The sequence below is a fragment of the Nocardioides ginsengisegetis genome (assembly GCF_014138045.1).
GTDB classification, from domain to species: Bacteria; Actinomycetota; Actinomycetes; order Propionibacteriales; family Nocardioidaceae; genus Nocardioides; species Nocardioides ginsengisegetis.
Genome location: NZ_JACGXA010000001.1, coordinates 524,378 through 539,630, shown reverse-complemented (window position 1 = coordinate 539,630; position 15,253 = coordinate 524,378). Strand labels below are relative to the sequence as shown.

Annotated in this window: 12 protein-coding genes and 1 riboswitch; of the genes, 5 read left to right on the top strand and 7 right to left on the bottom strand. The window is 72.0% G+C overall.

Annotated features, from left to right (window positions below; translation table 11 throughout):
- Nucleotides 1–34: 34 nt before the first annotated feature.
- The 4 genes from FB382_RS02555 to FB382_RS02540 form a co-directional block, all read right to left on the bottom strand.
- Nucleotides 35–880, bottom strand: coding sequence for a bifunctional methylenetetrahydrofolate dehydrogenase/methenyltetrahydrofolate cyclohydrolase (locus tag FB382_RS02555; protein WP_125039104.1), 846 nt, complete (start codon nt 878–880; stop codon nt 35–37).
- A gap of 21 nt (nt 881–901) precedes the next feature.
- The gene (gene purH, locus FB382_RS02550; protein ID WP_182536528.1) at nt 902–2,470 is read right to left on the bottom strand and encodes a bifunctional phosphoribosylaminoimidazolecarboxamide formyltransferase/IMP cyclohydrolase; all 1,569 of its coding nucleotides are present in this window, start codon (nt 2,468–2,470) and stop codon (nt 902–904) included.
- Between the two features lie 32 nt (nt 2,471–2,502).
- Nucleotides 2,503–2,594: riboswitch (ZMP/ZTP riboswitch) on the bottom strand.
- A gap of 1 nt (nt 2,595) precedes the next feature.
- Entirely contained in the window at nt 2,596–3,231 is a 636-nt protein-coding gene (purN, locus tag FB382_RS02545) for a phosphoribosylglycinamide formyltransferase (RefSeq protein ID WP_220481489.1), read from the bottom strand.
- A gap of 27 nt (nt 3,232–3,258) precedes the next feature.
- Nucleotides 3,259–4,527, bottom strand: coding sequence for a cell division protein PerM (locus tag FB382_RS02540; RefSeq protein WP_182536524.1), 1,269 nt, complete (start codon nt 4,525–4,527; stop codon nt 3,259–3,261).
- A gap of 91 nt (nt 4,528–4,618) precedes the next feature.
- On the opposite strand from FB382_RS02540, the gene FB382_RS02535 reads away from it, so the two are divergent.
- The 3 genes from FB382_RS02535 to FB382_RS02525 all read left to right on the top strand — a co-directional run bounded on the left by FB382_RS02535 (nt 4,619) and on the right by FB382_RS02525 (nt 8,511).
- Nucleotides 4,619–6,472: a SigE family RNA polymerase sigma factor gene (locus FB382_RS02535; RefSeq protein WP_182536522.1), complete on the top strand. Its 1,854-nt coding sequence runs from the start codon at nt 4,619–4,621 to the stop codon at nt 6,470–6,472.
- A 118-nt stretch (nt 6,473–6,590) separates the two neighbouring features.
- On the top strand, nt 6,591–7,103 hold the full coding sequence (locus FB382_RS02530; RefSeq protein WP_182536520.1) for an RNA polymerase sigma factor: 513 nt from the start codon (nt 6,591–6,593) through the stop codon (nt 7,101–7,103).
- The gene (locus tag FB382_RS02525) at nt 7,096–8,511 is read left to right on the top strand and encodes a hypothetical protein (protein ID WP_182536518.1); all 1,416 of its coding nucleotides are present in this window, start codon (nt 7,096–7,098) and stop codon (nt 8,509–8,511) included. The genes FB382_RS02530 and FB382_RS02525 overlap by 8 nt, the downstream gene beginning before the upstream one ends.
- A gap of 115 nt (nt 8,512–8,626) precedes the next feature.
- Here FB382_RS02525 and sucD read toward each other — a convergent pair whose 3' ends face one another.
- A complete protein-coding gene (sucD, locus tag FB382_RS02520) occupies nt 8,627–9,523 on the bottom strand; it encodes a succinate--CoA ligase subunit alpha (RefSeq protein WP_125039097.1) in 897 nt (298 codons plus the stop codon).
- 19 nt (nt 9,524–9,542) lie between these two features.
- Entirely contained in the window at nt 9,543–10,703 is a 1,161-nt protein-coding gene (gene sucC / locus FB382_RS02515; protein ID WP_125039096.1) for an ADP-forming succinate--CoA ligase subunit beta, read from the bottom strand.
- A 154-nt stretch (nt 10,704–10,857) separates the two neighbouring features.
- Between sucC and FB382_RS02510 the strand changes: the two genes are divergently transcribed.
- Nucleotides 10,858–11,436: a dihydrofolate reductase family protein gene (locus FB382_RS02510; RefSeq protein ID WP_182536516.1), complete on the top strand. Its 579-nt coding sequence runs from the start codon at nt 10,858–10,860 to the stop codon at nt 11,434–11,436.
- Between the two features lie 258 nt (nt 11,437–11,694).
- The gene (locus FB382_RS02505) at nt 11,695–12,702 is read left to right on the top strand and encodes a M23 family metallopeptidase (RefSeq protein ID WP_182536514.1); all 1,008 of its coding nucleotides are present in this window, start codon (nt 11,695–11,697) and stop codon (nt 12,700–12,702) included.
- A 114-nt stretch (nt 12,703–12,816) separates the two neighbouring features.
- Here the strand turns inward: FB382_RS02505 and pcrA are convergent, their stop codons facing one another.
- Nucleotides 12,817–15,234, bottom strand: a complete 2,418-nt coding sequence (pcrA, locus tag FB382_RS02500; protein WP_125039095.1) for a DNA helicase PcrA — start codon at nt 15,232–15,234, stop codon at nt 12,817–12,819.
- Nucleotides 15,235–15,253: the final 19 nt, after the last annotated feature.

Sequence of the window (15,253 nt, the reverse complement as noted above, 5' to 3'; positions counted from 1 at the left end):
TTCGGGTGACTCCTCGGGATCGGTCACGGGCGGGTCAGCCTGCGGCCTTCTCGGCCATCTGCACGATGTTGGACAGCAGCATGGCGCGCGTCATCGGACCGACGCCGCCCGGGTTGGGCGAGACCCAGCCCGCGGTCTCCCACACGTCGTCGGCGACGTCACCGGCGATCTTGCCGTCGACCCGCGAGACCCCGACGTCGAGCACCGCGGCGCCCGGCTTGACCATGTCGCCGCGGATGATGCCGGGCACGCCGGCGGCGGCGACGACTATGTCGGCGGTGCGCACGTGGGCGGCCAGGTCGCGGGTGCCGGTGTGGCAGAGGGTCACCGTGGCGTTCTCGGAGCGACGCGTGAGCAGCAGGCCGAGCGGGCGGCCCACGGTCAGGCCGCGACCGACCACGACGACCTCGGCCCCGGCGATCTCCACGCCGTGCCGACGGAGCAGCTCGATGCAGCCGACCGGCGTGCAGGGCAGCGAGCCCTCCTCGCCGAGCACGAGCTTGCCGAGGCTCACCGGGTGGAGCCCGTCGACGTCCTTGTCGGGGTCGACGCGGGACAGCAGGGCGAACTCGTCGAGCCCGGTCGGCTGCTGCACGAGGAAGCCGGTGCAGGCGGGGTCGGCGTTGAGGCGGTCGATCTCGGCCTCGACCTCGGCCTGGGTGGCCGTGGCGGGGAGGTCGACCCGGATGGACTCCACGCCGATCTCGGCGCAGTCCTTGTGCTTGGCGCCGACGTACCAGTGCGAGCCCGGGTCGTCGCCCACCAGCACGGTGCCGAGCCCGGGCACGATGCCCTGCTCGCGCAGCTTGGCGACGCGTTCGGTGAGCTCAGCCTTGATCGCCTTGAGGGTCGCGGTGCCGTCGAGCTTCTGTGCAGTCACGGGGGTCATCCTGTCAGTCGCTCAGTGGAAGAAGTGCCGGGTGCCGGTGAAGTACATCGTCACGCCCGCGGCCTTGGCGGCCTCGATCGTGAGCTCGTCGCGCACCGACCCACCCGGCTGGACGATGGCCGTCACGCCGGCGTCCATGAGGATCTGCGGGCCGTCCTCGAAGGGGAAGAAGGCGTCCGAGGCCGCGACCGAGCCGGCGGCCCGCTCCCCCGCCCGCGAGACCGCGAGCTTGCAGGAGTCGACGCGGTTGACCTGGCCCATGCCGACACCGACCGAGGCGCCGTCCTTCGCGAGCAGGATCGCGTTGGACTTCACCGCACGGCACGCCTTCCAGGCGAAGGCGAGGTCGGCGAGCACCTCCGGCGAGGCCGCCTCGCCGGCGGCCAGGGTCCAGGAGGAGGGGTCATCGCCAGGGGCGTCGACGCGGTCGACCTGCTGCTGCAGCACTCCCCCACTGACCTGGCGGAACTCGAAGGCGGGCCCCTCGGACCGCTCCGCCGCACAGACCAGGATCCGGATGTTCTTCTTGCCCTGGAGCACCTCGACGGCGCCGTCCTCGTACGCCGGCGCCACGATCACCTCGGTGAACACCTCGGCCACCTGCCGGGCCATCTCGACCGACACCGGGCGGTTGACCGCGATCACGCCGCCGAAGGCCGACACGGGGTCGCACTCATGGGCCCGGCGGTGCGCCTCCGCGACGTCGGCGCCGACCGCGATGCCGCACGGGTTGGCGTGCTTGATGATCGCCACGGCCGGCTCGTCGAAGTCGTTGGCGGCACGGCGTGCGGCGTCGGTGTCGACGTAGTTGTTGTAGGACATCTCCTTGCCGTGCAGCTGCTCGGCGCCCGCGAGCCCGCCCGTGCCGTCGGTGTAGAGGGCAGCCACCTGGTGGGGGTTCTCGCCGTAGCGCAGGTCCGCGGACTTGGTGAAGGTGGCGCCTGCGAACTCCGGGAAGCACGACTCGCCCTCGGGCTCCATCAGGGTCGAGCCCATCCACGAGGCCACCGCGACGTCGTACGCCGCGGTGTGGGCGAAGGCCTCGGCGGCCAGGCCCTTGCGCTGCTCGAGCGTGAAGCCGCCGGCGGCCGCGGCCGCGAGCACGTCGTCGTAGCGGTCGGGCGAGGTCACGATCGCGACCGAGGGGTGGTTCTTGGCGGCGGCGCGGACCATGGAGGGGCCGCCGATGTCGATCTGCTCCACGCACTCGTCAGGCGTCGCGCCGGAGGCGACGGTCGCCGTGAACGGGTAGAGGTTGGACACGACGAGGTCGAAGGGCTCGACGCCGAGGTCGGCCAGCTGCTTGACGTGGGACTCCAGGCGGCGGTCGGCGAGGATGCCGGCGTGCACGCGCGGGTGCAGCGTCTTGACCCGGCCGTCGAGGCACTCGGGAAAGCCGGTGAGGTCCTCGACCTTGGTGACCGGCAGGCCCAGGCCCTCGATCAGCTTCGCGGAGCCGCCGGTGGAGACCAGCTCGACACCGGCGTCGTGCAGCCCGCGGACCAGGCCCTCGAGGCCGGCCTTGTCGTAGACCGAGACGAGCGCCCGCTTGATCGGGATGCGTGCGTCGGTGGCAGTCATGTACTTCTCCTCATCGAGTGGTTCGTTGTCGATGAGGGCACCCAGGCGTTCGATGCGCGCTCTTCCCCGGTCTCCCGGGGCACTCCCTGGTGGTGGCCCACCTGCGCCAGTCGTGAAGCCCCAGCCTAGTGGACGGGGGCGCCGTACCTCACCTTGCGGCCCTCGATCCGGAATCCCTCGCGGGACATCCGGCCCACGGCGTCGACGAGCATCTCCCGCTCGGCGCCCTTGATGCGTTCGTGCAGCGACTCGACGGTGTCGTCGTCCTCGACGGCGACGACCGTCTGGGCCAGGATCGGCCCGGTGTCGACCCCGGCGTCGACGATGAAGAGCGTGGCGCCGGTGACGCGCACGCCGTAGTCCAGCGCGTCCGCGGCCCCGTGCATGCCCGGGAACGACGGCAGCAGCGCCGGGTGGGTGTTGACGTAGCGGCCCCCGAACCGCGCCAGGAAGTGCTCGCCGGCCAGCTTCATGAAGCCCGCGGAGACGACGAGGTCCGGCTCGAAGCCGGCCACGGTCTCGGCCATGGCCCTGTCCCAGCTCTCGCGGCTGGAGAACTGCCCGACCTTCTTCACGAACGTCGGGACGCCGGCCCGCTCGGCCCGGGCCAGTCCCTCGATGTCGTCACGGTCGGCGCCGACGGCGACCACGCGGGCGCCGTAGGAGGGGTCCGCGCACGCGTCGAGCAGGGCCTGGAGGTTGGTGCCGGCGCCGGAGACGAGCACGACGAGGCGCGCGGGAGAGGTCGACACGCCCGGCAGTCTAGCGACGGCGCGGGTCGCCCCGGTCTACGCGGTCTCGGCCGCCGACAGCCGGGCCGCGCGACGCTGCCACCACGTCATGGCGAGGCCGCCGAGGAGGCCGCCGATGCCGAACGCGGTGATCGCGTGGACGAGCACGTCGAAGGCCAGCGGCCCGATGTCACGCATCCGCCCCGGCCCGACCGCGCCACCGGACAGCCCGGCGAGGCAGGCGAACAGGACACCGGCCACGACCCCGCCGACACAGCCGCGCAGGGCGCCCTCCTCCCAGCGCAGGGTGGGCAGGCGGCGCTGGGTGCGGGCCGCCGCCACCGCGGCGGTGAGCGGGGGCAGGGCCATGAGGTACGGCGTCCACGCGCTGCTGCCCGCGTCGGGGAGGGCGGCCAGCATCGGGAACATCGGCAGCGGGCCGAGCACCACGACCGCGGGCGAGACGAGCGTCTGCGCCCCGACCGCGAAGCCCGGGCCGAGCAGGTAGGAGCCGGAGAAGGCGACGGCGTTGGGCACCACCACCGACATGAGGCCGATCAGCAGGGTGGCGTCGCCGGCGTCGGCGTGAAGCTGCGAGAGCACGTTGGCCGCGGAGCCGAAGTCGACAGCCAACGCGGCCACGAAGACGACGGCCGAGACGAGCAGGTAGGCGCCCAGGATGCGGAGCGCCGTCGAGGCTCCGGCGCGCAGCGACATCGGCAGGAACGACGCCCAGATCGCGGCGCGGCCGGAGCCGATCGCGATGGCGGGTCCGCCGAGCAGCAGGCACAGGAGGATCGCCCAGAGCACGACGCGGCCGATCGAGGGTGCTGTGTCGGGCGAGGAGGCGAGGCGGGCCGTGACGATCGCGGTGGCGACGTACCCGATGGTGAAGAAGGCGGTGGCCACGGGCACCGTCCAGTCGCGTTCGCCGTCGGCGATGCGGTCGGCGTCGGGCCCGTGGCCGGAGACCGAGTCGCCCACGCGGTGGCCGATCCGCCAGACCGCCCACGCGCAGAGCAGGGTCAGGCCGAGCGGCACGGCGGTGATCGCGACGTGCTCGACGTGGATGCCCGAGCCGTGCGCCATCAGCCACCCGAGGGCGCCGGTCCGCAGGCCGTCCCGGGGCGTCCCGTGGGCGCCGGCGTCGGTGACGAACCAGCCGACGACGCCCACGGCCAGGCAGACCAGGAGCAGGCTCGCGGCCGCAGCCACCCCGCCCAGCGTGGCCAGCAGGACCAGTGGTCGGCGGTGTCCCGCGTCGGTCCCGGAGTCGCGGGAGGGACGGGTGGACGCCGTGGTCGACCGAGGGAGCAGCGAAGTCATGGCCCCGCCATCATGACCCGGGCTGGAAGGCGATCCGCGCTCCCACGCCGGTTGGCCCGGCCCCCCGCAACTCCCGTACCGTGGACGGGCCATGAGGAATCCCGACCAGTTCGACGCGTTCTACAAGGACGCCCGTTCGCGGCTGCTCCTGCAGACCTACGCGCTCACCGGAGACCTCGGCGCCAGCCGGTCCGCCGTCCGGGACTCCTTCGTCGTCGCCTGGCACCACTGGCGCAAGATCACCCGTCAGTCCGACCCGGAGACCTGGGCCCGGCCGCACGCCTGGGCGCACGCGCAGCGTCGGCACACCGCCCGCATCTGGCACCGCGAGAAGGGCCTGGACCCCGAGGTCAAGGCCACCCTCGACGCGCTCGGCAAGCTGCCGGTCACCCAGCGCAAGGCGCTGCTGCTCAACCACCTGACCAACCTGCCGATGGGCGAGATGGCCCGCGAGGTCGGGCTCCCCCTCGACGAGGCCGAGCGCACCCTCCAGAACGCCGCCGCGCAGTTCGCGGTGCACCGCGACGTGCTCACCACCGGCATCCAGCCCCTCTTCGAGCCGCTCCGCGAGCACGTCGAGGACACCCGCTGGCCGCGGGCCACGATCATCCGGCGGGCCGGGGCCGCGCGCCGGCGTACGCACACCGCCGTCGGGGCGGCCCTCGCCGTCGCCGTGCTCGTCGTCTCCGGGAGCCTGATCACCGACACCGCCGGTGTGCACCCGACGCTGTCGCGCGACGGGGCGGGCCTCACCGACGCGACCTTCGACCACCGCGCCCCCTCCGCGGACGCCCCGCGCGCGGAGGTGCCCCAGGAGGCGATGCTGACCGCCGACGAGGTCGGGTCGTTCGCCCACAGCCGGCACTGGAAGGTCACCTCCACCGACGACAACACCGCCGGCGACGGGATCGTGCTGCCCTGCCAGCAGGAGCGGTACGCCGACCCAAAGGGCACCGCCGCCCTCTTCCGCCGCTTCCAGGCCCCGGGCAAGGGCAAGGCCCCCGGCTCCACGGCCGGCCAGGAGGCCGAGGTCTCCGCGACGGAGGACCGCGCGAAGGCCGCCTACGACAGTGCGCTCGGCTGGTACGCCGGGTGCACCGACGAGCGCGCCCAGCTGCTGTCCACCCGCCGGGTCGGCCAGGTCGGCGACGAGGCCATGCTGTTCGTGCTGCGCGACTGGGACGCCCCGGTCACCACGACGGTCGTCGGCGTCGCCCGCACCGGCGTGCTCACCACCACGACGCTGACCAGCGTCCCCGGCGACGCGACGCCGGACTTCGGCGCCAGCGCCCGGATGCTCGCGACGGCCGTCGGCGGCCTCTGTCACCTGCCCGGTGCCGGCGCGTGCGCCGAGGACGGCCCGAAGCTCGAGGTCGTCGCCCCGCTGCCGGTCGGCCAGGTCCAGGCCATGCTGGGCGAGGTCGACCTGCCGCCGGTCAACGGGATCGACAAGCCGTGGGTCGGCACGGAGCCGCGCAAGGCCGTCTCCAACGCGGCCTCGACCGGCTGCGACCAGGCCGACTTCAACTCCGCCGGCATCTCCAACAACGTGACCCGGACCTTCCTCGTCCCGGGCGCGAAGCTCGCCGACGCCTTCGGGCTCACCGAGACCGTGGGCTCGCTGCCCGAGAGGCGCGCCCGGGCCTTCGTCGAGCAGGTCCGCACCCGGCTCGCCGCCTGCCACGACAAGAACCTCGGCACCGACGTCACCCGGATCGCCCAGGCCGCCACGAAGGGCCAGGACCTCACGGTGTGGCGGGTGACGACCGAGCTCAGCGACAAGTCCAAGGTCGACTTCTTCATGGGCATCGCCCGCGACGGCACGTCGGTCGCCCAGGTCGGCTTCGTCCCGGACGGCCGGGCCACCATGCCGCCGGCGACGTTCGTCAACCTGGTCCGCCGCGCCCTCGAGCGGCTCCCGGAGCTCCCCGCGCCGAAGTCCTGACGGACCCCGCTCGCACGACCCCGCCCGGGTGCGGAAGATTTCTGCCGATTCCGTGCAACCGTGGGTGCACCCGGTGCGTATCCCTCCCGACACCACACACCGGACGGGGAACGAGGAGATGGACGAGCGCGAGTTCGACGACTTCTACACCGCGTCGTTCGAGCGGATCACGGCCCAGGTCTACGCCATGATCGGCAACCGCGACGAGGCGCAGGAGTGCGTCCAGGAGGCCTTCGTGCGGGCCTGGGCCCATCGGCGCACGCTGAAGAAGGCCGAGTACCCCGAGGCGTGGGTGCGCACCACGGCGTACCGCCTGGCGGTGAGCCGCTGGCGGCGTACGACGCGTGGCCGCCGCCCCGCCGACCGCGCCGTCGCGCTGCCCACGGCCGCCGCACCGCCGAGCGAGGCGCACGTGGCCGTCGTCGCGGCGCTGAAGAAGCTGCCCGAGCCGCAACGCCGTGCGCTGGTGCTGCACCACATGTGCGACCTGCCCGTGCAGGCCGTGGCACACGAGATGGGGGTGCCCGAGGGCACCGTGAAGGCCCGCCTCAGCCGCGGCCGCGCGGCGCTGGCCGCTCTGCTCTCCGACGACACCAACGGTGGCCTCCAGGAAGGAGCAAGCCATGTCTGACCCCTTCGAAGAGCTCCGCCACCTCCAGCAAGGAATCGACGTGAACCCGCTCCCCGCCTCCGAGGTGCGCCGCCGGGGTGACCGGATGCGGCGCCGCAACACGGCCGTGGCCGTCGCCGGCGGCATCGCCGCGATCGCCCTGGTCGCCGTCCCGCTGTCCATCGCCGCGGGCGGCAGCAACCACTCCGCGCCCCAGCCCGGCCCTGCCACCACCAGTCCCTCGGCCTCGGCCGACGCCGGCGCCAAGGTCTCCTGGCGCCAGAGCATCCCGGCCGACTTCCCGCTGACCCAGGGCTTCCCGAAGACCAACGGCAACGACGGCTCGCCCGTCACCGTCCAGAAGCCGACCGACGTCGAGGTGTTCCCGCCCTGCCTGGGCTACGGCACCCAGCGCTCGGCCCCGGCGCCGACGGCCGACCGGGCCAGCGTGACCTACCTCGGCGAGTCCGAGGACCGTCGCGAGGCGGTGCTCGCGGTCTATGACGACGAGGACGCCGCGATCGCAGCGATGCAGCAGCTCGAGGACGACGTCGCCGGCTGCCCGAGCCAGACCCACCAGGGCACGACGTACCTCTTCGACGCCGTCCCCTCCGACTACGGTGACCAGTCCTTCACCTGGATCGCGCGGGTCGAGCAGGGCGGCGAGCTCAGCTCGGAGCTCACGGTCGTGCAGAACGTGCGGGTCGGCAACGCGATCCACGCGCTGTCCTACTACGGGGCCGGCGGTGCGACCCAGCAGGTCATCGACTACACCCGCCAGCTGATGGCCACCGACTCGGCGCCGGTGCTCAGCGACCTGTGCATCTTCGCCGCGAACCCCTGCGCCGAGCCGCCCCAGGGCGCCACGGCCATCCCCGCGGACTTCCCGATCCTCGACGGCTACCCGGAGGACAGCCAGGCTGAGAGCGAGTCCTACGGGCGCTCCGGCCCGGACACCGCGCAGCCCGCGCTCCGTCTCGAGGCCTGCGGGACGAAGTCCCCGGCGCCGGAGGCCACCGCGACGCTGACCGGCGGCTGGACCAACCCCGAGGACTTCCGGACCCGCCAGCTGGTCACCTTCGCGACGCCGGCCGCCGCCGCCGCGTGGGTGCGGTCGCTGACCGGGCTGTGGGCCGACTGCCCCGAGGAGCAGACCAGCGACGGCTACACCACGGTCCGCACGGTCCTCGAGGGCGAGGAGCACGCCACGCTCGTCACGCAGTACCGGCAGCAGGGCGGCTTCACCCCGGGTCTCATGGTGACCACCCTCGTGCAGCGCGGCAACGCCGTACTCCTCTCGGAGACCTACAACGAGGGCGGCGCCGGCCAGCACCCCGACCAGGAGGTCAACTTCCAGGTCGACGAGGGCCTCTCGTCGGTGCAGGGCATCGTCGACGCGATGTGCCTCTACATCGACCGGGGCTGCTGACAGGGCACTGGGAGGGACTCTGAAATGGCCGAGAGGGCACTTCGTGCGGCATCAGCCGCAGGAAGTGCCCTCTCGGTGCGTTGAGAGTCGACGCGAACGCCCTCTCACGCGTGGATCAGAGGTTCTGCAGGATCTCCCGCATCAGGGCCGCGGTCTCGGACGGCGTCTTGCCGACCTTCACGCCGACGGCCTCGAGGGCCTCCTTCTTGGCCTGCGCGGTGCCGGACGAGCCCGACACGATCGCACCGGCGTGGCCCATCGTCTTGCCCTCGGGGGCGGTGAAGCCCGCGACGTAGCCGACGACCGGCTTGGTGACGTGGTCCTTGATGTACGCCGCGGCCCGCTCCTCGGCGTCGCCGCCGATCTCGCCGATCATCACGATCGCCTTGGTGTCGGGGTCCGCCTCGAACGCCTCGAGGGCGTCGATGTGCGTGGTGCCGACGATCGGGTCGCCGCCGATGCCGATGGCGGTCGAGAAGCCGAAGTCACGCAGCTCGAACATCATCTGGTAGGTCAGCGTGCCGGACTTCGACACGAGGCCGACCGGACCCGAGCCCGAGATGGTGGCGGGCGTGATGCCGGCCAGCGCCTCGCCCGGCGTGATGATGCCGGGGCAGTTGGGGCCGATCATCCGGGTGGACTTGCCCTGCAGGTAGGACCACACCTCGGCGGTGTCCTGGACGGGCACGCCCTCGGTGATGACCACGAGCAGGCCGATGCCGGCGTCGATCGCCTCGATGCAGGCGTCCTTGGTGAAGGCCGGGGGCACGAACGCCACGGACACGTCCGCACCGGTCTCGCTCATGGCCTCCTTGACGGAGCCGAACACGGGGAGCTCGACGTCGTTGCCGTCGGCGTCCTGGTGGGTGACGGTCGTGCCGGCCTTGCGGGCGTTGACGCCGCCGACGACCTGGGTGCCGCACTTGAGCATCAGGGCGGTGTGCTTGGTGCCTTCGCCGCCGGTGATGCCCTGGACGATGACCTTGGAGTCCTTGTTCAGGTAGATAGACATGTTGTTCTCAGTCCCGTTCTCAGGCGTTCGCCAGCTCGGCGGCCTTGTCGGCCGCACCGTCCATCGTCGCCACGAGGGTGACCAGCGGGTGGTTCCGCTCCTCGAGGATGCGACGACCCTCCTCCACGTTGTTGCCGTCGAGGCGCACGACCAGCGGCTTGGTGGCCTCGTCGCCGAGGATGTCCAGCGCGCCGACGATGCCGTTGGCGACCGCGTCGCAGGACGTGATGCCACCGAAGACGTTGACGAACACGGACTTGACCTGCGGGTCGTGCAGGATCACGTCGAGGCCGTCGGCCATCACCTGGGCGGACGCGCCGCCACCGATGTCGAGGAAGTTGGCGGGCTTGACGCCGCCGTGGGCCTCGCCGGCGTACGCGACGACGTCGAGGGTGCTCATCACGAGACCCGCGCCGTTGCCGATGATGCCGACGGCGCCGTCGAGCTTCACGTAGTTGAGCCCCTTGGCCTTGGCCTTCGCCTCGAGCGGGTCGGCCGCGGCCTTGTCCTCGAACTCGGCGTGGTCGGCGTGCCGGAACTCGGCGTTCTCGTCGAGCGAGACCTTGCCGTCGAGCGCCTCGAGCTTGTCACCGGCCAGGCGGGCCAGCGGGTTGACCTCGACGAGGGTGGCGTCCTCCTCGACGAAGACCTTCCACAGGTTGAGCACGGTCGTGACGGCCTGCTCGGTGAGGACCTCGGGGAAGCCGGCCTCGGCCACGATGGCGCGGGCCTTCTCCTCGTCGACGCCGGTGCCCGGGTCGATCGGGATCTGCTTGACGGCGTCGGGGTTGGTCTTCGCGACCTCCTCGATCTCGACACCGCCCTCGACGCTCGCGATGCAGAGGTACTGGCGGTTCGCGCGGTCGAGCAGGAAGGAGAAGTAGTACTCCTCCTCGATGCTGGCGGCGGGCGCGATGAGCACCCGGTGGACCGTGAGGCCCTTGATCTCCATCCCGAGGATGGCCGTGGCGTGCGCCTCGGCCTCGTCGGGGGTCTTGGCGAGCTTGACACCGCCGGCCTTGCCGCGGCCGCCGGCCTTGACCTGGGCCTTGACGACGCACACACCGAGCTTCTCGGCGGCGGCGCGGGCCTCGGCGGGCGTGGTCGCGACAATGCCAGGGGTACCCGGCACGTCATGCTTGGCGAAGAGCTCCTTCGCCTGGAATTCCATCAGATCCACTGATTCACCCAGTTCTGTTCGAAGCTGCCGGTCGTTGGACTGCGACCGCACGTATCTCCCCGGCACCTTAGTCCCGACCGCTCGCGGGCGACGAGGCCGGGACTGTCGACGTGACGCACGGCATACGGCCGTCGAATCGGCGTAGCGTCGGCGCATGGCCCGGGTCGTCTACTTCACCGCCTGCACCCTGGACGGCTTCATCGCCGACGCCGACAACGGGCTGGACTGGCTCTTCGAGGTGCCGCACGCCGAGGACGACGGCGACTGGGACGCCTTCATCTCCCGGATCGGTGCGCTCGTCATGGGGGCGACCACCTGGGAGTGGCTGCTGGCACACGAGGACGTCCTCGGCGTACGAGGTCCCTCCGCGTGGCGCACCTACTACGACGACCGTCCCGGCTGGGTCTTCAGCCACCGCGACCTGCCGATGGCTCCGGGGCTGACGACGCTCGTGTCCGGGGACGTCCGACCGGTGTACGACGAGATCTGCGCCCGGCTCCCCGCGGACGGCCCGGGCAGCGACATCTGGGTGGTCGGCGGCGGCGACCTGGTCGGCCAGTTCGACGACGCCGGCCTGCTCGACGAGCTGCACCTCGGACTCACGCCGGTCACGCTCGGCGCGGGAGCCCCGCTGCTGCCGCGGCGCATCACCTCGGCGCGGATGTCGTTCCGCAGCGTGCACCAGGCGGGCCAGCGGGTGCGACTGGTCCTCGACGTCGTGCGCGGCTCCTGAGCAACAGGTCCCCGGACGGACTACCCGTGTTGGTTGACACCACCCGAACGGACTAGTTCGAACGCGCCAGGCGGGCGTGAGTCTCGCCACGAGGCGTGTCCGCTGGGCGATGACGGCACCTCCGGACACGCCGCATTCCGCCTGAATTTGCCTCAGATCGCCGGAAATGGCCCGATCGGGCCCCTCGTCGGGCACACTCCTCGACTGGTCCTGATTTTCAGGGTCGTGACCCGTCCGTTACAGTCATGGCTCGCTGAAATGACCCCCCCGACGACCAGCGGAGCACTCTTCATGGGCAACCACCGAGCGGAACGCCGCGGCTCCAGCCGCCGTCCCTCGGAGACCCCGACCGCTGAGCTCCCGGTGGTCGAGGCGGTCGCTCCGGCCGCCCCCGCGCGGTCCCGTCGGGCCGCCGTCGAGGCCACCACCGCCAGCCGCCGCGCCACCGAGCAGGCTCCTGCCAGGCCGGCCGCGGGCAAGCGCCGTGCCGAGAAGGTCTCCCCGCGCCGCTCCGGCTCGCGCGGCCCCCTTTTCCGCGGGCTGCCGTCCGCCCCCATCCTCATCGGCATCACCGCCCTGGCCGTCTCGGCCGGCGGCGCGGTCGTCGCAGCCGACCCGGCCCTGACCGGCTCGGACACCGCGCGCCTGAGCCAGGCCAGCGCGCTGAGCGGCCTGAGCGGCACCGACTCCAGCAGCCTCCTCGACGGCCGCAAGGCCACCGTCAGCCGTGACTCGCGCCGCGATGCGCAGGCCGACGCCGCCAACGCCGAGCTCGTGCAGCAGGCCGAGGCGCAGATGAAGCAGCGCAACGCCGCGCTCGCGCAGTTCGCCAAGCTGGCCGAGGCGCAGGCCGCCAAGCTCAAGCTCAACGCCTGGGTGCTGCCGGTGCAGGGCTACCACCTGACCGCCCGCTTCGGCGAGTACAGCGGCCTGTGGTCCCACTTCCACACCGGCCTCGACTTCGCGGCGCCCAGCGGCACCCCGATCGTCGCGGTCGCCGGCGGCGTCGTCACCTCCACCGGCTACGACGGCTCCTACGGCAACAAGACCGTCATCACCCTCGACGACGGCACCGAGCTGTGGTTCTGCCACCAGACGTCGTACGCCGTGAGCGAGGGCGAGACCGTCCGCGCCGGCCAGCTCATCGGCTACGTCGGCTCCACGGGCAACGTCACCGGCCCGCACCTCCACCTCGAGGTCCGCCCCGGCGGAGGCGACCCGGTGGACCCGTACCAGGCGCTGGTCGTCCACGGCCTCCAGCCCTGATCTGAGCCGCGCCAGCGGATCAGATCGTTGGTGGTTGAGCAGCGACCGCGGCTGAGCTTGCGAAGCCGCGACGGAGCGTGTCGAAACCCGGTGGGATGCCCGGGGCGGTGACCGCTACAACTTCTCCACCGGCGCGTAGCGCAGCAGCAGCCGCTTGACGCCCTCGGACCCGAAGTCGATCGACGCGACGGCCTTCTCGGCGACCCCCTCGAGCGCGACGACGGTGCCCATGCCGAACGAGTCGTGGATGACCCGGTCTCCGGGCTCCAGCGACGGGATCGCCCGGGCCGGCTTGGCCTTCGAGGCAGCGTCCGCACGCAGGGCCGCGGAGGAGAAGTTGCGGCGGCCGGCGGCGGTGGGCTCGCCCATCCGGACCGAGCCGGACAGGTCGGGCCGGCCCCAGCGGGTCTGGGAGGCCTCGGTGCGGCGCCAGTCCACGAGGTCGATGGGGAGCTCGTCGAGGAAGCGTGAGCCGGGGTTGTGCGAGGGCGCGCCCCAGGCGGAGCGGACGACCGCGCGGGAGATGTAGAGGCGCTCGCGGGCGCGGGTGACGCCGACGTAGGCGAGCCGGCGCTCCTCCTCCAGCTCGGGCTGGTCGCCGAGCGCCCGCGCGTGCGGGAAGACGCCGTCCTCGAGACCGGTCAGGAAGACGACCGGGAACTCCAGGCCCTTGGCGGTGTGCAGGGTCATCAGGGTGACCACACCGGCGTCGTCGTCGGGGATCTGGTCGGTGTCGGCGACCAGGGCGACCCGCTCGAGGAAGTCCGAGAGCCCGGGCGCGACCTGACCGGCGTCGACGTCCGAGGGGTCGGCGGACGGGCCGGCGACGGGGTCGTCGGAGAACTCGCGGGCGACGGCCACGAGCTCGGCGAGGTTCTCGACGCGGGTCTCGTCCTGCGGGTCGTCGGAGGCCTCGAGCTCGGCGAGGTAGCCCGAGCGGGACAGCACGCTCTCGAGCACCACGTCGGCACGCTCCCCCGCGTCGACCATCGACTGGAGCTCCTCGACCATCGCGACGAAGCCGCGGATGTTGGTCAGCGACCGGGTCGCCAGACCCGGGGCGTCGTCGGCACGGCGCAGCGCCTCCCAGAAGGTCAGCCGCTCGCGCTCAGCCAGCGCCTGCACGCACTCCACGGCGCGGTCGCCGATGCCGCGCTTGGGGGTGTTGAGGATCCGGCGCAGCGAGACCTGGTCGGCCGGGTTGACCAGCATCCGGAGGTAGGCCAGCGCGTCGCGCACCTCGCGACGCTCGTAGAAGCGCACCCCGCCGACGACCTTGTAGGGCTGGCCGGTGCGGATGAACACCTCCTCGAACACGCGTGACTGGGCGTTGGTGCGGTAGAAGACCGCGACGTCGGCGGCCTTGTGGGCGCCCTCGTCGGTGAGCTTGTCGATCTCCTCGGAGACGAAGCGGGCCTCGTCGTGCTCGTCGTCGGCGACGTAGCCGACGATCCGCTCCCCGTCGCCGGCCTCGGACCACAGCCGCTTGGGCTTGCGGCCCTTGTTGTGCCCGATCACGGAGTTGGCGGCGTTGAGGATCGTCTGGGTGGAGCGGTAGTTCTGCTCCAGCAGGATCGACGTCGCGTTGGGGAAGTCCTGCTCGAAGTCGAGGATGTTGCGGATGTTGGCGCCGCGGAAGGCGTAGATCGACTGGTCGGCGTCACCCACGACCATCAGCTCGGCCGGCTCGACCCGCTCCTGGGGCTCGTCGCCGGCGGCGACCGGCTCCTCCATCTGGTCGGCACAGAGCTGGTGGATGAGGGCGTACTGCGCGTGGTTGGTGTCCTGGTACTCGTCGACGAGCACGTGCCGGAAGCGGCGCCGATAGGTCTCGCGCACCTCCGGGAACTGCTGGAAGAGGTGGACGGTCATCATGATCAGGTCGTCGAAGTCCAGCGCGTTGGCCTCGGTCAGCCGGCGCTGGTAGAGGGTGTACGCCGCGGCGTACGTCTCCTCGAGCTTGTTGTGCGCGTCCTTGGTCGCCTCCTCGGCGTCGCGCAGCTCGTTCTTGTGGTTGGAGACCCAGTGCAGCAGCGCGTTGGGCTGGTAGCGCTTGGGGTCGAGGTCGAGGTCCTTGGCGACCAGGGCCATCAACCGCTTCTGGTCGGCGGCGTCGTAGATCGAGAAGTTGGACTTGAAGCCGAACTTGTCGATCTCCTTGCGCAGGATCCGCACGCACGCGGAGTGGAACGTCGAGACCCACATGATCCGGGCGCGCTTGCCGACGAGATCCTCGACGCGCTCCTTCATCTCAGCCGCGGCCTTGTTGGTGAAGGTGATCGCCAGGATCGAGCCGGGGTGGGCCCGGCGCTCGGAGATCAGCCACGCGATGCGGCGGGTGAGCACCCGGGTCTTGCCCGAGCCGGCACCGGCGACGACCAGCAGCGGCGCCCCCTCGTGGACGACCGCGGCACGCTGCGGCTCGTTGAGCCCCTCGAGCAGCTCCTCGCGGGACGGACCGCGGCGCGTGGTCCGGGGCTCGTCGGTCGCGGTCAGGTGCTCGAGGCCGGGGATCGGGAAGGGGGTGCTCATCTCCCGCCCAACCCTACGT